Annotated in this window: 12 protein-coding genes and 1 riboswitch; of the genes, 4 read left to right on the top strand and 8 right to left on the bottom strand. The window is 56.2% G+C overall.

All coding sequences use genetic code 11. The features are described from left to right. The first annotated feature begins 159 nt into the window (after window positions 1–159). A complete protein-coding gene (locus tag G583_RS0106815; RefSeq protein WP_022870444.1) occupies window positions 160–462 on the top strand; it encodes an MGMT family protein in 303 nt (100 codons plus the stop codon). On the opposite strand, the gene G583_RS16315 is transcribed toward G583_RS0106815, so the two are convergent. Then, complete coding sequence (locus G583_RS16315; protein WP_022870445.1) at window positions 459–800, bottom strand: cupin domain-containing protein; 342 nt, start codon at window positions 798–800, stop codon at window positions 459–461. The genes G583_RS0106815 and G583_RS16315 overlap by 4 nt on opposite strands. Before the next feature lie 629 nt (window positions 801–1,429). Between G583_RS16315 and G583_RS0106835 the strand changes: the two genes are divergently transcribed. Beyond that, the gene (locus G583_RS0106835) at window positions 1,430–2,653 is read left to right on the top strand and encodes an FAD-dependent oxidoreductase (RefSeq protein ID WP_022870447.1); all 1,224 of its coding nucleotides are present in this window, start codon (window positions 1,430–1,432) and stop codon (window positions 2,651–2,653) included. Between the two features lie 158 nt (window positions 2,654–2,811). Next, window positions 2,812–4,308 (top strand): APC family permease, encoded by a 1,497-nt coding sequence (locus tag G583_RS14845; RefSeq protein ID WP_022870448.1) that lies wholly within the window; start codon window positions 2,812–2,814, stop codon window positions 4,306–4,308. Here the strand turns inward: G583_RS14845 and G583_RS0106845 are convergent. The 3 genes from G583_RS0106845 to G583_RS0106855 all read right to left on the bottom strand — a co-directional run bounded on the left by G583_RS0106845 (window position 4,305) and on the right by G583_RS0106855 (window position 8,345). Continuing rightward, window positions 4,305–5,267 carry an AraC-like ligand-binding domain-containing protein gene (locus tag G583_RS0106845; protein WP_022870449.1) on the bottom strand — a complete coding sequence of 321 codons (963 nt, stop codon included), beginning with the start codon at window positions 5,265–5,267 and terminating at the stop codon, window positions 4,305–4,307. The two genes, G583_RS14845 and G583_RS0106845, sit on opposite strands and share 4 nt — an antisense overlap. Before the next feature lie 144 nt (window positions 5,268–5,411). After that, on the bottom strand, window positions 5,412–6,827 hold the full coding sequence (locus G583_RS0106850) for an aldehyde dehydrogenase family protein (protein WP_022870450.1): 1,416 nt from the start codon (window positions 6,825–6,827) through the stop codon (window positions 5,412–5,414). 246 nt (window positions 6,828–7,073) lie between these two features. Next, entirely contained in the window at window positions 7,074–8,345 is a 1,272-nt protein-coding gene (locus tag G583_RS0106855) for an MFS transporter (RefSeq protein ID WP_022870451.1), read from the bottom strand. Between the two features lie 234 nt (window positions 8,346–8,579). Between G583_RS0106855 and G583_RS0106860 the strand changes: the two genes are divergently transcribed. After that, window positions 8,580–9,464: a hypothetical protein gene (locus tag G583_RS0106860; protein WP_156832061.1), complete on the top strand. Its 885-nt coding sequence runs from the start codon at window positions 8,580–8,582 to the stop codon at window positions 9,462–9,464. Here the strand turns inward: G583_RS0106860 and acs are convergent. The 4 genes from acs to G583_RS0106880 all read right to left on the bottom strand — a co-directional run bounded on the left by acs (window position 9,461) and on the right by G583_RS0106880 (window position 15,686). Continuing rightward, window positions 9,461–11,485: an acetate--CoA ligase gene (gene acs / locus G583_RS14850; RefSeq protein ID WP_084677310.1), complete on the bottom strand. Its 2,025-nt coding sequence runs from the start codon at window positions 11,483–11,485 to the stop codon at window positions 9,461–9,463. The genes G583_RS0106860 and acs overlap by 4 nt on opposite strands. Window positions 11,486–11,590: 105 nt before the next feature. Then, window positions 11,591–11,678: riboswitch (SAM riboswitch) on the bottom strand. Window positions 11,679–11,745: 67 nt separating this feature from the next. Then, window positions 11,746–13,002 (bottom strand): type III PLP-dependent enzyme domain-containing protein, encoded by a 1,257-nt coding sequence (locus tag G583_RS0106870; protein ID WP_022870454.1) that lies wholly within the window; start codon window positions 13,000–13,002, stop codon window positions 11,746–11,748. 46 nt (window positions 13,003–13,048) lie between these two features. After that, on the bottom strand, window positions 13,049–14,029 hold the full coding sequence (locus tag G583_RS0106875) for an aliphatic sulfonate ABC transporter substrate-binding protein (protein WP_022870455.1): 981 nt from the start codon (window positions 14,027–14,029) through the stop codon (window positions 13,049–13,051). Between the two features lie 202 nt (window positions 14,030–14,231). Then, entirely contained in the window at window positions 14,232–15,686 is a 1,455-nt protein-coding gene (locus tag G583_RS0106880; protein ID WP_022870456.1) for an APC family permease, read from the bottom strand. Between the last annotated feature and the right edge of the window lie 73 nt (window positions 15,687–15,759).

The following is a 15,759-nucleotide window of genomic DNA, read 5'->3' on the forward strand; positions in this document are numbered from 1 at the left end:
GGGCGAAAGTTCTTGTGCGCCAGCATAGTTGCCCAGTCGTGATTTCGATATGTATCAGTCGCGCGCAAATGGCTGATGCTAATGTCCCCAGGGTGGGCGCGGTGAGATGCGTTGAACAACTGGCCTGCGCGATTGCTGCAACCTGGTAAGACTGGGGCTATGGACGAAGAAACTCACGAGTGGATCCGAGAGTATATCGCCGCGGTGCCGGCAGGCAGCGTCGCCAGCTACGGTGACATCGCTGCGCTTGCCGGCGCCTCGAACCCACGCATTGTGGGCTGGGTGCTCAAAGAAGATGGTTTCGATCTTCCCTGGCACCGCATCCTGCGCGCCGATGGCACTGTTGCAGTGCACAAACAACAAGAACAGTTGGACCGTTTGCGCGCCGAAGGTGTACTTGCTAAAGACTCAAAAATCGATATGAAGGTCTATCGCTGGGACCCCGATTCCAGAACCAATTAGGCGTCGTCCTCTGGGAAAACCGAGAGTTTGGTGAATGGGAAAGTAAACGTCCACGTGGTGTCGGTGTGCTGGTCGAATGCTCCAACGTCGCCTTCGCCAAGATGGACCGTTTCACCTGACGGCAGTTCGATGTCCACGGCACCTTCAATCACGTAAATGATTTCTGCGCGTGCAAACGGATACGGTGCGACCTGCGGCATGGTGTCTTCGGTCCCCCGCCAGAATTGTGCCTTGCCGTCGCGAATCCAGGCGAATTCACCGGCAGAAAGGGAGGGGTCGGCAGGATGGGGAAAAGGCTGGAATTCTACGTCTGACAGACGGCCAATGTCATAGCTCAATGCAAGCTCCTCAGGTATCGAAACAACGTGATAGAGCTTGATTCTTGCCTATCAGTCACCGATGCTGCTGTGATTCCCGCGCATTCGTCTTGCACTTTTGTGCACGTCCTCCCCAGCTCTTTTTCGGTCTTGGACAGTTCATCCACCACGGCTTTGGCTACCCCGAACGTGTTCTGCACGAAACGACAAGAGGTGTGCTCGGTTCTCCAACCGCCAACCACGTTGATGCATCGCCGGTGCGCATTTTACCGAGGAAACCAGCGTCGGCAGAGTCGATAAATATATTGGAGTGTGGTGCTCTTTTGTAGTCGTGCTGTGTGGTGTGGTCGTCAAGGTTCTGCGCCGCGGTGCCAGATTTTTAACAGCGGAACGCAGGCCAAGATCATGCTGACGTGTTGCGGCTCCGTTGCGCGTTCCTGACCGTTTAGGCGGTTTTTCAGGCCTGGCGAGGCTTGGGCGCACGCATTTCTGTTGACATCAATCCAGGCTCGGAACATACTGATCAACGTGAAGCCAGTCACAAAATTTTGCTGAAATGCTTGCAAAGAGTAGTTCTCACCTGGGCTTTTCAGAATCATCAGACGCCCGGTTTCCGCACCCGACTGACTCCCTAGAAAGGACCTCACACCATGGTTAAGTACGACGCACAAGTAGCAGTTATCGGCCTCGGGGCAAACGGTGGACAAGCGCTGTACCAGTTGGCCAAACGCGGCATTAGCGCCATCGGGTTAGAGCAGTACTGGGCGCCAAACGAGCGCTCAGGTCACGCCGGTGAACATCGAGTGCTGCACCCGCTGCCATTCAGCCCAGAAGGATCGCCCGACCACGACATCCTCAAAGACATTATGCCAGCGTGGAAACAGTTCCAAAAAGAGACCAACTCGAACATCGTGCTGGAACACGGCGTGCTGCTTTTTGGCCACGAGGGTGACGAAGAATTTGAGGTCATCGCCCAAAACGCTCGCAACCGCGACGGGCACGACCGGAACGTATTGTCCGCAGACACGTTGCGCAAAGAGTATCCACTCTTCCGAACCCCAGATGACGGTCTGGGCGTGTTCGATGAACAAGGTGGCGCCGTTCGCTCGGAAATGGCGGTCTATTCGGCCGTCCACGGGGCGCAGAAACTCGGTGCCGAAGTCCACACTGATACGAAGGTGCATGGTTGGGCCATCGAGCAGGATCGTGTGCGGGTCTTCACCCGCGACCGCGAATTTGTCGTTGAGAAACTCGTGGTCTCGCCGGGCGCTTATGTCGCTGAACTGTTGCCACACCTGCCCATCCGAGCCCGCAGGCTGGTGATGGGCTGGTTTACTCCAAAACCAGATTATGTCGATGCATATTCTGATCCCAAACAACTACCGGCATTCCACGGCTCCATCCCGCATCGCCGCGGCGAAATGATCTACGGTGCCGGCTCACTTGATAAGCCGTATGTAAAAATCGGCGCAGACTTCAACTGGGGGTTGGCAGATGAGATCAATCAAACCGATTTCCACGTTGTGCCCGAAGACCTCGATGGCATCCGCATGATGGCTCGTGAGCGTTTCGTCGGCCTGGACGATGCGCCCCTGCGGTCTATCAAGCTCATGGATGGCTGGACCGTAGATTTTGAAGCACTCGTGGGCAATTATGGGCCCTCGGGCAGAGTCGTGCTTGCCACCGGATTCTCGGGATACGGGTTTACGGTCGCGCCGGTCATGGGCCAGATTGTCGCTGACCTGGTTGAAAAGGAAGAGACCAGCTACAACATTGAACACCTGAACCCCAACCGTTTCACCGAGCCGAATAACAGTCTGGCCGAATGGTGGGGCGTGACCGGAGGCTGGAACCGCTCCTGGTCGAAGCTCTAAAGAACGTCCACCGCAAAACGCCCAGGTTCCGGTCGCAGAATAGCTTGGGACCTGGGCGTTTTGGCACTCCGAGACAATTGCCATGCGCTAGCAGCCAAGCAGTTTTTAAGTGACATGAGGCACAATAGGGGATACTCGTCACCTTTAGGAGGCTTCCCATGGAACAGACAAAGCTTGAACGACGTCGATTATCGACTGCATCATTGGTGTTCATCATTATTGCGGCTTCAGCTCCGCTTACGGTGCTTGCAGGTGGGATTCCCACAAACTTCGCCGTTGCGGGGCTGCTTGGTGTTCCCCAAACTTATATCGTGCTCGGTCTGCTCCTGGTGTTATTTGCCGTCGGATATACGGCCATGAGTCGGGAGATCCAAAACGCCGGAGCGTTCTATGCCTATGTCACCGAAGGACTGGGGAATCGGCAGGGGATCGCAGCAGCTATTTTGGCACTGGTCTCCTACAACATGATGCAAATTGGCCTTTATGGTTTATTCGGTTTTGCTTCAGCGAACCTCATTGCAGAATTCACCGGGGTGGCACTGCCGTGGTGGCTCACCGCGGCACTTGGTTGGCTTGTTGTGGCCCTACTTGGCGTGCGCTCGGTGGATGTGTCCGCTAAGGTCCTGGGTGTCGTCGTCGTGCTGGAATTTCTCGTCGTCTTGGTCGTCGACGTCATGGCCCTGGGCATCGCACCAGAAGGCGTATCGTCGGCTGCCCTGCAGTCCAGTGAATTCTTTGTTCCCGGCATCGGAGTGCTGCTGGCCTTTGGTATTGCAGCCTTCATGGGATTCGAATCCGGGGCCATTTATTCCGAAGAAGTGGTCGATCCGCGCCGGACCGTCTCCAGGGCAACGTATATTGCGCTGACATTGATTGCCCTGTTCTACGCTTTTTCAGCTTGGGCCGTCAGCGTTGGCGTCGGACCCAGCAGTGTAGTTGAGGAATCGCAGACCTACGGACCCGATCTGATCTTCCAGTGGCTGGGTCAACAGTCACCGATGCTTGCGAATTTTGCCAACGTCCTGTTCGTAACTAGTTTGCTGGCTGTTCTCTTGGCCTTCCATAACGCCACGGCACGGTACTTCTTTGCTCTTGGTCGTTCGACAGTGCTTCCCGGCTTTTTGGGTCGTACCGCTAAGAACGGTGCACCCCGCAACGGCTCTCTGCTGCAGTCCGGGTTAGCCATTGTCGTGGTCGTTGGCTTCGCCATAGCCGGCATCAACCACGAACTTGGCGACTTGTTCCCGGTCATCACCCTGTTTACCTGGTTGACCAACGCGGCAGCGTTTGGACTGGTCTTCCTGCTGGCCATTACTTCGGTGGCTATCATCATGTGGTTCACACGAAACCCGAATGGACGCGGCGTCTGGACGCGGATTATTGCTCCTGGTCTTGCCACGGTTGGACTCACCGCCGTCTTCGTCATGATCTTGGCGAACTTTGGTTTGATGATCGATGCAGAAGAAGGCTCAGCACTGATTTACATCATGCCGGGCATAATCCTCGCCGGGGGCGTTATCGGCCTGATCTGGGGACAGATAATCCAGAATCGTCGCCCAGCGGACTTCGAGCGAATGCGTAACCAAGATCAACTCACTGACGCTGAAGAAGTCGCGATCGCCCGTGATGATGTCGATGAGGGAACTTCGGTCTAGCTGCCGAAAATAGTGCTGCGGTACCCCGAGGGTGTCTGACCGTAAGTCTGCTTAAACAGTTTGGAAACATGTGAAGCATCGGTGAGACCATACCGGGAGCTGATCGTTTGTACTGTTTCGTCTCGATGCGTAGGATCCGCAAGATCGTTGCGGATCCTACGCATTCTTTCGTTGCGAATATACGCGCTGATGGTTTCGTGCTCCTCGGCAAATTTTCCATGGAGTTGTCGAAGGGAGACATAGAAGTAGTCGGCGATATTCTGCGGGCACAGTTGGGGATCATGCAAGTGATCGTCAATAAAGGCAACAGCCTGATCGAATAACGAATTGTCTTGATTGCCTTCGTCGTCGCGGGAAGTCTCCAACAGTACGGTGACCAACATTTCCAACGCGGAACGCACCAGGCGCAGGGCGTGGGGACCCTGGAGCACACTGAAGTTTATGGCCAGTTGCTCAAACAGGGGTACCGCTACGCGTCCCAGACCGGTATGGGCATTGACTGGTAAGGCAGTGACTTGAGCAACTTGATGATGGACGAGATGCAAGAATTCCTGCGGGAATTGGATGATCAAACTGCGTTGATCATCCGTGTAATGCAAGGTGTAGGGACGCTGTGCCACATACAACGCAAGATCGCCAGGCTCTAAGGCGCAATACCGACCATCTTGGGTGAGGTGCGTGACGCCGGATAATTGCAGCGATAATTTGCATAACGGTTCTTCCGTTGATCCCGTCACAACTTTTTGTTGCTGTACCGTGTGGGGCCCGGTGGACATATCAAACAGCTGGACTTCACCAAGTGCAATGAAATCTTGTCCTGCGCGAAACGCACTTCGGTCCGGGGCGGTAAGTTGAATATTGGGAAAGAATGCTTGTGCTGACTGTGACCATGCCCAAAAATCCTGATCCCGCACCGGGCCTGAGCCTACATCGATGGCGATATCTTGGCGGTCAGTCATGGTCTACATCCTTGTAGTGCTCGCATCGGGTCTTGCTTAGTACCCCATGCTAACGATCACAGCCACAGAATACTATGAAATAAGCTTGCCCTCATCGTCAAGCAGACGATGAGGGCAGCAAAATTGAGCACAAAGTGGTGCAGTTTAGAGCGCAGTGACCTTCGGAAGTGCGACCTGCTTGAGGCCTTCAACACCGAATTCCAGACCCATACCGGATTTCTTGACGCCACCGAATGGGATACGAGGATCCACGGCACCGTGTTTGTTGATCCACGTGGTTCCAGCGATCAGTTGGTTCGCAACTTCGCGGGCCTTGGCTTCATCAGCCGACCATACGGATGAGCCCAGGCCAACTTCGAGCTCGTTGGCCCACTCGATTGCCTGGTCGAGTGAGTCGTATTTGATGATCGGTAGTGCTGGACCGAACTGCTCGATCTGCACCAACGGATTATCCTGTGCGATGTCGGAGACGATGGTCGCAGGGTAGAAATAGCCAGGCTGGTCCTTGTCCGGGTTGCCACCGGTCGCAATGGTTGCACCGGCTGTGCGTGCATCTTCGACCAGACCGGCAACGATGGACTGTTGGGCTTCGTTCTGGAGTGGTCCAAGCACGTTTTCCTCGGACATGCCCTGACCCATTGGAGTTTCAGCAGCAATCTTGGCCAGCGCGTCGACCACGTCGTCATAGATGGAGGACGGCACGTAGAGGCGCTTTAACGCTGCACAGGTTTGGCCGGTGTTTATGAAGGCACCCCAGAAGATGTCTTGAGCCATTTCGTCGACGTTGATGTCGTCGAGCACAATACCCGCGTCGTTGCCGCCCAATTCAAGGGTCACGCGTTTCATGTCGCCAGCAGCGCTGCGCATGATGGCCTGCCCGGTTTTGGTCGAACCGGTGAACATGATTTTGTCGATATCTTCGTGGCCCGAAACTGCCTGACCGATTTCTCCGCCCCCAGGCACTACCTGCAGGACATCTGCGGGCAGGACCTGATTGAGCACGCGCACCAGAGCCTGAACTGACAGCGGTGTGTGCTCCGATGGTTTCATAACGACGGTGTTGCCCATGCGGAGTGAAGGTGCGAGCTGCCAAATGGAAATCATCATTGGCCAGTTCCAGGGGCCGATTGCACCGACCACACCGATAGGAACATACGAAAGAACTGCTCGACCGGATTCGTCATCGACGAGGACTTCATCCTCGATTTCAAAATCGGCGTTGGCACGCAGCCAGGCTTCACAAGCGCCAGCTTCAAAGCGTGCGTTTGGTCCGTTGAGGGGCTTCCCAACTTCGCGGGCCAGGACCTCTGCCAGGGCTTCAGCGGACTCTTTGACGGCGTCGGCGGCTTTGTGCAGGTAGCCGGAACGTTCAGCATGGGTTAGTGCGCCCCAGGATTTCTGTGCTTCTTTGGCACGGGCAACTGCTGCATCGACGTCGTCGGTGGAGGAGTCTGCGGTGTTGCCAATGAATTCGCCGGTCGCTGGATCGTGGACTGCAATACCGTCCTCAACGGTCACTGCGGCGAGTAGATTTTCGTAGATTGTGAGATCTAAAGACATGAATCCCTCCGTGTAGTATTCGAATCCGAGTCCGAACTCGTGGTCATTTCTTGAGTCTATGCTGTCAAAGCAAGGCGTGTTTCATCTATGGTTTCGGCGCAGAGTTCTTGGACTTTTGCGCAGATTATCGTTCTTCTAACAACGGGTCATGCCCTGTCATCAAGCTATTGGGTACGTCTCAATTTTAGTCCTTCAACCGTATGAAGCCACCGTGATGAACCACAGCTATGCGATGCGCCGGTTTCATCAGCTGTTGTGGTCCGAGGTTTGTCTGGTGACAGGACCGGGCCCACCGGGGAGAGTTTTGGTGAAAATTCCGGCACCTACCAGTGCTACCGCAGCGATTGCCCAGATACCCGCTGCCAGCGTGAAGGCCGCGGTCACGGCAGAAATGAGCAGTGGGCCGCTGAGCATTCCAGCATCAGAGAGCAGCCTCCACAGGGCCAAGAACTTTGGTCGTCCTATTGCAGGGGAGTAATCGGCACCCAGCGTCATCACGATCCCGGCACCGAAACCATTGCCCAGACCAATCAAAAATGCGCCAACCATCAGCCATACGCTCGAGGTAGTGAACGGGATGACAGCGCAGCCGATGGCGAGCCCCGTCAGGCACGAGACTGCCACCACCCGGCGGCCCTTGCGATCCATTATCGACCCGGCTGGATAAAACATCAACATATCTATCGCACCGGAGACCCCGTAAATGAGTGAGGCTTGTGCGGGGCTGAGCCCTAGATACTCAGCCCACAACGGGATCACTGCGGTACGGGAGGCGCGCAGCGCTGCAAGACACAAGACCCCAAACCCCGAACTCAACAGCACCCGCCAGTGTTCTTTGGCCAGCGACCGCATCGTTGGACTACTCACAATGTCAATGGGGCCAGTTGTGGTGGGGGATTGCCGAGGGGCTCCGGGGTCGTCGAGCTCGTCAATAAAGCACGTGACGATGACCGCTACACCCATGCAGAAGGCACCGACCGCGAAGGCTCCCTGGATGCCCATGAAGGATTGCACACCTGCGCCCAGGAATGGGCCAAAGAATGCGCCGACGCGTTGCATCCCACCGAGCATGGACATGGCGCGGGCTCGGTGCGTTATCGGGATAGCGACCGCTAAATAGGATTGTCGTGCCAGATTGAAACCGGCAGCAGCCATGCCGATCAGCAAAGTACCGATCATATACCCGGCAAAATCAGCTGGCGAAGACAAAGGTAACCAACCGGCAATCATGGACCAGGCGAGGGTTACACCCAGGGTGCCCACCGAAGCCGAGACAATCATGGTCGTGCGTTCGCCTGCGCGAGAGGCCAGTTGTGCCGCTGGAGCATTCGCGAGTAACGAGCCGATACCAATCAGTGTGACGGTACTGGCCGCAACGGCGAGTGAGGCCCCGAAGCGAGTTGAAGCAGCCGCGATGGCCGGCATGATCGCACCCACCCCGATGGCATAGATCAGGGAGGGCGCATAAATCTGGAATGCATTGGCTAATGGCCCGGCCTGGCGGGACCGATCAGTCATGGCACCTGCTTCTGAAGAATTCTCGATGTTCTGGGCTAACGCGCATAGTCTATACCGACTTCAAAATACGGTGTATAGGTTCCTGACATAGAACCATGGAGTGCTCACGCTGCGACTGTTCGGACGCCTGAACTGAAAGGTTTGGAGAATACTCAGAATTTGCGCTCCCAGGTGGTTGATTTAGGTCACATCGCTCTCCTACACTGATCCATCAATAGTAGAAGCCTCATGATCATGAGTAATCACCGAGTAGCGCGAGGTGCTTCCGAATATGTCCATCTCTGTGTTCGCCTGGGAGCAGGAATAGCTATGCATGTTGCAGACCTGTTGAAAAGCGAAAACGTGCATATAACCATCGAAGAGCAGGTGGTCTCGCTTGATGAGGTTTTCCCTGAGTCTCATAAGTACGACCGTTTTGGTTTTATTGTGACTGAACCGTATGGCGGTCTTGGCGCGAGTTTGCTCATTCAGGCAGCAATTGTGCAGTTCTATGACATTTTGCCGGAACGTCGTGATGAGAATCCGATGTACCCAGAAATCTACATGTTCCATATCGGCGGCAAGTATGGTGACCACAGTTCCTTCGACTTCTGGCCGCCTCGGAAAGAAATTTTTCTCGACTCCGGTGCGCCAGCGGAAGTGATGAGCGCACTTGTTGATCGTGGGATCACTCGTCTGGCCATTCCAGATGGCTCTGAAGGTCGACCCGACCTGTTGCAGAACGGTGCCAGTACGTGGGCGGATCATTCGGCCGCGACAAACCTATTGTCCTCGTGCATAGCGTACGCCCCGTCGGGAACAACCCGTGACGCCGATATGACGATGGAATCCGACGATCATACGTTTGAGGCCAACGCCGAATGGACACTGGATACAGAGATTATTCTGGGCCGGTACCGACGAGACCCCGAAAGTATCTACCGTCCAGGGCCGACCGTAGCGTCTGACATTGACCGTTGGGTCGAAACGATGGAATCACGGGATGGTGAAGTCGACCAAGCGCTCGCCCAAAAACTCTTGGCACAGCGATGCCAGGCAGAAGGCGAGCGGATGGTGCGACGTGAAACGTTCCGCCGTATCGACCTGGACGAGACGTTCCGCTTGCTGGCTGGTCTCTAACGGTTCGCTAGAACGTCAGCGATTTTCGCCACGGCGGGCTCATTCTGCAATGAGGTGGTATCGCCGAGTGTGTCACCGGTATAGAGCTGGGTCAGTAGGCGACGCATGATCTTGCCGGACCTCGTTTTCGGCACATCCGGGACAAAGACCACATCATGGGGCTTTGCCACGGGGCCGATCTGCTTCGCAACCAACTGGGTGAGCTCAGCACGCGCAGCGTCATCGTGAAACTCGCCGCGGCACACCACAAACGCAATGGCACAGTGCCCGGTTTTTGGGTGGGGGACCGGCGTAACGCCAGCTTCAATGACGTTTGTATGGGAGACTAGTGCGGATTCGATCTCGATGGTCGACAAACGGTGGCCAGAAATATTGATCACGTCATCGATGCGACCCAGAATCCAGATGTCGTCGTCCTCATCGGTTTTGGCACCGTCACCAGCGAGGAACCAGCCACGACCGTCTTCAGCCCAGTGGTAGTCCTGCCAATAGGAAGTGTAGAACCGTTCAGGATTGCCCCACACCGTGCGTGCGGCGCCTGGCCCTGGGCGGGTCACCACGATGACTCCCTGGTCATTCGTTGAAGATGCATTGCCTGCTTCGTCGACGACCGCGACATTCACCCCGGGGAGTGGACGGGAACCGGAGCCGGGCTTGAACGTGGTATCCGTTTGGCGCGGGGAGATGATGGTTGAACCAGTTTCGGATTGCCACCACGTATCGACCATGGGTACCCCGGCAGGTGTGTCCCGACCAATGTGGGTGCGGGCCCAATTCCAGGCTTCTGGGTTCACTGCTTCACCGACGGTACCGATCAGCCGGATGGAGGAGAGGTCGTATTCGGCGGGCGGTCCATTTTCATGCCAGCCCATGAGTGACCGCAGCAGGGTGGGCGCGGTGTAGTAACTGGTTACACCATAGCGTTCAATGATTTCGAAGTGGCGTGACGTATGCGGTGCATTGGGTACACCCTCGTAGATGATTTGGGTGGCACCGTTGGACAGCGGCCCATAGATTTCATAGGTGTGTGCGGTAACCCAGGCGAGGTCTGCGGTGCACCAGTGCACGTCCTCGGCTCGTTTGGTGACATCTGGGTTGGAGAATAAGTAGTCGTAGGTGATCGACGCGTGTGCCAGATAGCCCGCGGAAGTATGGACTAACCCTTTGGGCTGTCCGGTGGTGCCGGAGGTGTACATGATGAACAGCGGGTGTTCGGCTTCGAAGGACTCCGGGGTGTGGTCAGTGGGCTGCTTGGACACGATATCGTCCCACCACACATCGCGGCCTTCGGTCCAGGGGATGTCGGTGTGGCCGGTCCGGTTGACTACCAGGACGTGTTCGATGTTGTTGTCGCCGGCAACGGCCTCATCTGCGGCAGTTTTCACGGGGACGGATTTGCCCCGGCGGAATTGGCCATCTGAGGTGACCAGAAGTTTTGCGCCGGTATCTTCGACCCGGAATTTTAGGGCATCAGCCGAGAAACCACCGAACACCAGCGAGTGGACGGCACCGATTCTGGCACAGGCCAGCGCGATGACTACGGTTTCAACGATGACGGGTAGATAGACGACGACACGATCTCCGGCTTTAATCCCGAGCTCGGTCAACGCATGAGCGGTTTGGGATACCTCGGCGAGGAGCTCCGCATAGGTGACGGCGCGTCGATCGCCTGGTTCCCCTTCGAAATACAGGGCGACTTTGTCGCGATGACCTGACGCAACGTGCCGGTCGAGACAGTTGGCCGCAACGTTGAGTTGTCCCCCGTCGTACCAGCGCGCGATGGGACCGGCGTTGGCGTTGGGATTTGGTCGGGTCCAGGAGTGGATCGTTTCAAACGGTTGGTCCCATTGCAGCCGGTTGCCGGCTGATTCCCAGTAGGCCAGGCGTTTCGCTTCATCAGCCTGCTGGCCGGTTGCGTCGGGACGATGGTGCGCCTGCTGTGGTGATCGACCGGGGTGTACATCCGGGTCAGCGGCATCAACAATGGCCTGCGGTAGGGGACCGGGAAGCCCATTGGGCAGCGGTTCGTAGTGGTCGTCGAACAGCTCATCGGTCAGACCGGCACGGAAGATCACGGTGCGGTCTGTGGTGTCGATTAGGGATTGAGACAAGGAGAATCAAAAACCTTTCCATCGGTTCTGGCGGTAGCACCTGCACACTGTGTGGTTGCTGCGGCATCAATGAGCCAGATCTCTTAGCCGCTCTGGATGGGTACAGGAATATACCTTAGGCAATAACCGTCCGGAACAAAAATTCTGCGGTCATAAATGCGGCCGATAGGTTAGTGCAGGAGCTTGGCTGGTTGGTAGACACCAGCAGCGTGCACCACGTCTTCGACTGTGTCACCGTGTCGTAGTACGGAGGTTTCAGTGAGCAGTCCATCGGCACGGATCCCATATACGGGCGCAGAAAATGTGCCATCGGTGCCGAACGCGGAGGCGCCCACATCGAGGATCGCCAGAATATCGCCTTCGTCGAGTTCAGGGAGTTGGAGGCGGTGGCCGATAATACCCGTTGGGCCGGCAATGTCGTAGTAAAATAGTTCCGAAGTGTCTTTTAGTTCACCGGCGTCATCGTAGGCTTCAATACGCAATCCCCGGTCCGGCGGCAGCGGGGTATCGGTGTGAATGACGGCGATCAGCTTGTTTTCTAGGTCTTTGACATACTCAACCCGGGCCATGATCATGCCGGCTTTAGCGGTGAGTGCCTCGGTCAATTCGGTGACGATGGTGTATTTACCGTCGAAGAGTTCGGGCACGGTGGCCTGGAGAACAAAACGGTGGTTGGCCATGGACGGTGCAACATCATCAGAGGCAAAGTTCACCGGTAGGCCACCGGTAATTTGAATGCGCTGGATGCGTTGGGAACCTGCAGCATGCTCAAGATCTTCGGCAAATCGGTAGATCGCGGCAACATGTTCGGCGGCGTCTTGCAGCGTGGCCGGCGGGGTCGCAAAATTGAGGTGGATCTGGTTGAGCCATGGACGATCAAGGTAGGCCTGCAGAATCTCTTGGTGATGGTCCCGTAGTCCAATACCGCGATGCGTGTGCGCAGGGTTCTCGTCATCGACCGGTGCCTGCGGCGTAACGCACAAACCGAGATAGGGCTGGATGTGTTCGGTCTGTTCGACGAGTTCATCGATGCGGTTGAGCTCTGCGAAGTTGTCTACGCTCAAACTCAGACCCGTTTCCATGAGCTGGCGCAAGATCGACCACGTGTTGATCGCGGCACTATGCGCCAGTTCGTGGGCCATGAAGCCGGTGTGTTTCGCGATATCGAGTTGGCTGGCCGATCCTGTGACAGCACCAAGACCGCGGGCCCGAAAATGCTCGAGGACACCTGGCAAACCCATCGAGTGCACCGAGACTGCATGCACAATCCACTCTGCAGGATATGCCTCACGCAGCTGCTCGATCAATTGGTCGAGAATATTAAAGTTCATTACACCGAGCACGGGTCGTGCGTCATTGAGCAGCGGAACTAATGCTTCAACCGAGGTGCTGCGTTGTGTTGCGATCTGGGTGCCTGAAATTGTCATGGCTCGATCCTACGTCGAGGGGTAGGACACGCTAAAACAGTCGAGCTTATTCGGCGCTCTCAGCCTCTTCAGCAAATTCGGGGGCGAAGAGCGTATCGAGTGCTTCATCTACGCTTTGTTGATCGTCGACTACGCCAGATGAAACGTAGGTGGGTGCAAGATTCGAGAGCACTTTTGCTTGTTCTTCCCCTGGGACCGGGCTGATATCGAAACCGGAGCGCTGTTCAATGATGGTTTTGGCGGATTCGAGGTCGATTTCGGCCTGGTCTGCGAGCAATTGCGCCGTTTCTTCAGGGTGTTCTAGTGCCCACTGACGGGCGCGTTCATAAGTCTCAACAACCGTTTGTGCCACGTCCGGGGATTCTTCCAGGAACGATTCGGTGGCATTGAGTACCGAGTAGGTGTTGAAGTCGGCGTTTCGATAGAGGAACTCGGTGTCTTCTTCGTATTCGGCCATCACAGGGTCGAGTCCGGCCCAAGCATCGACCGAATCATTGTCCAAGGCAGTGTACCCATCGCCGTGCTGGAGGTTATCGATGGTGATATCTTCTACGGTGAGTCCTGCTTCTTCAAGGGCCTGAGCCAGGAAGAAATACGGGTCGGTCCCATGGGTGGCGGCAACCGTTCGACCCTCGAGATCAGCAACGGATTCCACATCCGAATTTTGGGGGACCACCAGGGCGGTCCATTCAACATCGCCAAGCACACTAATGGTCTGGATTTCGGTGCCTGATGCACGAGCAAGGAGGGCCGCAGACCCTGCTGTCGAACCAACGTCAATTGCTTCGATGCGGAGATGCTCGTTGGCCCGATTTGAACCGGCCGAATATACCCATTCGACTTCGCCATCGAGTTCTTCTTCTAGCCAGCCCGCCTCTTTGACGACCAGCGATAACGGGTTGTAGGTCGAATAGTCGAGCGTTACAGATTCTGTTTCGTCAATTTCGGGGTCGTCACTCGAGCAGGCAGTAAGAGCCAACGCCCCGACCAATACTGCAGCGGTCAGGCTTTTTCGTGAGAAGGACATGGGTGATAACTCCGAAGTTACAAAGTGGCTGTACCCTAAGACCGGTCAGCGGCTGCTCTTGCAGCGAAGCATGACTCTGGATGGTTACAAGTCTCAAGTTTATGCACCGGCAGTTTTAAATGAAAGTTCGTTACGAAAATCTGCCCGATTCGGAAGCGGGTGTGAGCCGTCACCACACCCGCTCGAAGTGATTGCTGTTTGGTTAGCGTTGCGCTTTTTCGCGTCGTCGTTGCTCGACGGCGGCCAGGACTTCATCACCTGCATTTGGGCCCGGTGTGATGCCTGTTGGCACACGGAAGAAGAACAGGGCGCCGATGCTCCACCAGATCGCAAAGATCAACCACGGTTGCCAGCCAAGCGCTGATGGCATGCCGGGCAGATAGACGCTGAACAGGGCACCGGTTAGTACCAGTGCGGTCCAGCCGATCAACTCGCCACCACGACCACGCCCACCGATTCGTAGTGGACGGGACATCTCGGGGTCGCGACGACGCAGCACGAGGAAGATCACCGACACCATGAAGTAGGCGATGATGATCGATGGGGCACCAGAGTCCACGAGCCAAGTCAACATGTTTTCACCGAAGAACGGGGCAATCAGTGACAGGCCACCGATGAAATACAGGGCGTTTGCCGGGGTACGGTATTTGGGATGCAACTCGCCGAACCAGGCGGGCAGCATGCCGGTGCGGGCCATCGAATAGACCAATCGAGAAGCGCCTAGCAGCAGCGAGTTCCACGAGGTCAAAATGCCGGCGATCCCACCGGCGATGAGGATATTTGCCATAATTTGCGAGTTGAACAGGGTGCCGAAGGCATCGGCCACTGCAATATCGGTTTGTGCCAGTGCATCACTCTCCATCGCGGATGACGTCGTCAAGACCACCATGACGTACCAGGCGGTGGCCATCGCAACCGAGATGATTACGAGGCGACCGATTTTACGAGCCGGTACGTTGACCTCTTCGGCCGACTGCGGGATGACGTCGAAACCGATGAATAAGAACGGGATAGCAATGAGCACGGTGAAGAATCCTGCCGTGCCCGGAGTGAACAGTGGTTCCATGTTGGCGGCTTCGCCACGGGTTGCCGATCCAAAGATCATCAGCACACCGACCACCAGCAGAAAGATCACGGTGAAATTCTGTGCGATCGAGGCTTGTTTGACGCCGCGAACATTCAACCAGGTGATGACGAGCCCGCCGATCACGCCGATCAAAGCCCAGGTCAAATGCACGGTGTGCCCGGCGACTTCCCACATCGGGATCGCATTGATCTCGGGGAAAATATAGGCGACCGTGCGCGGAAACGCGACCGCTTCAAACGCCACAATGGTGACATAGCCGCCGACTAAAGCCCACGAGCCAATAAACGCAAAACGTGGTCCAAGCCCCCGTAACACATACTGGTGGACGCCTCCGGCCAGCGGCATGGCAGAGGTGAGCTCGGAGTATACGAGTCCAACTGCGGCCATGATCGCACCGCCGACCACGATGGCCGCCACGGCGCCCATGGTGCCCGCGCTTTCCAACCATCCACCGGTCAGGACCACCCAACCGAAGCCGATCATCGCGCCGAACCCAAGGGCGAGCGCGTCAATATTTGTCAGCGTCTTGGCCAGTTTGACCGGCTGCTGACTCGAATCCTTTGATGCCATTGTTTACCTTTCGACGACTGGGCTCACTTAGCATACGCCTGTGTCAACCGTGTCGAACGTAACGCTACGACAT

The sequence above is a fragment of the Yaniella halotolerans DSM 15476 genome (assembly GCF_000420805.1).
Taxonomy (GTDB): domain Bacteria; phylum Actinomycetota; class Actinomycetes; order Actinomycetales; family Micrococcaceae; genus Yaniella; species Yaniella halotolerans.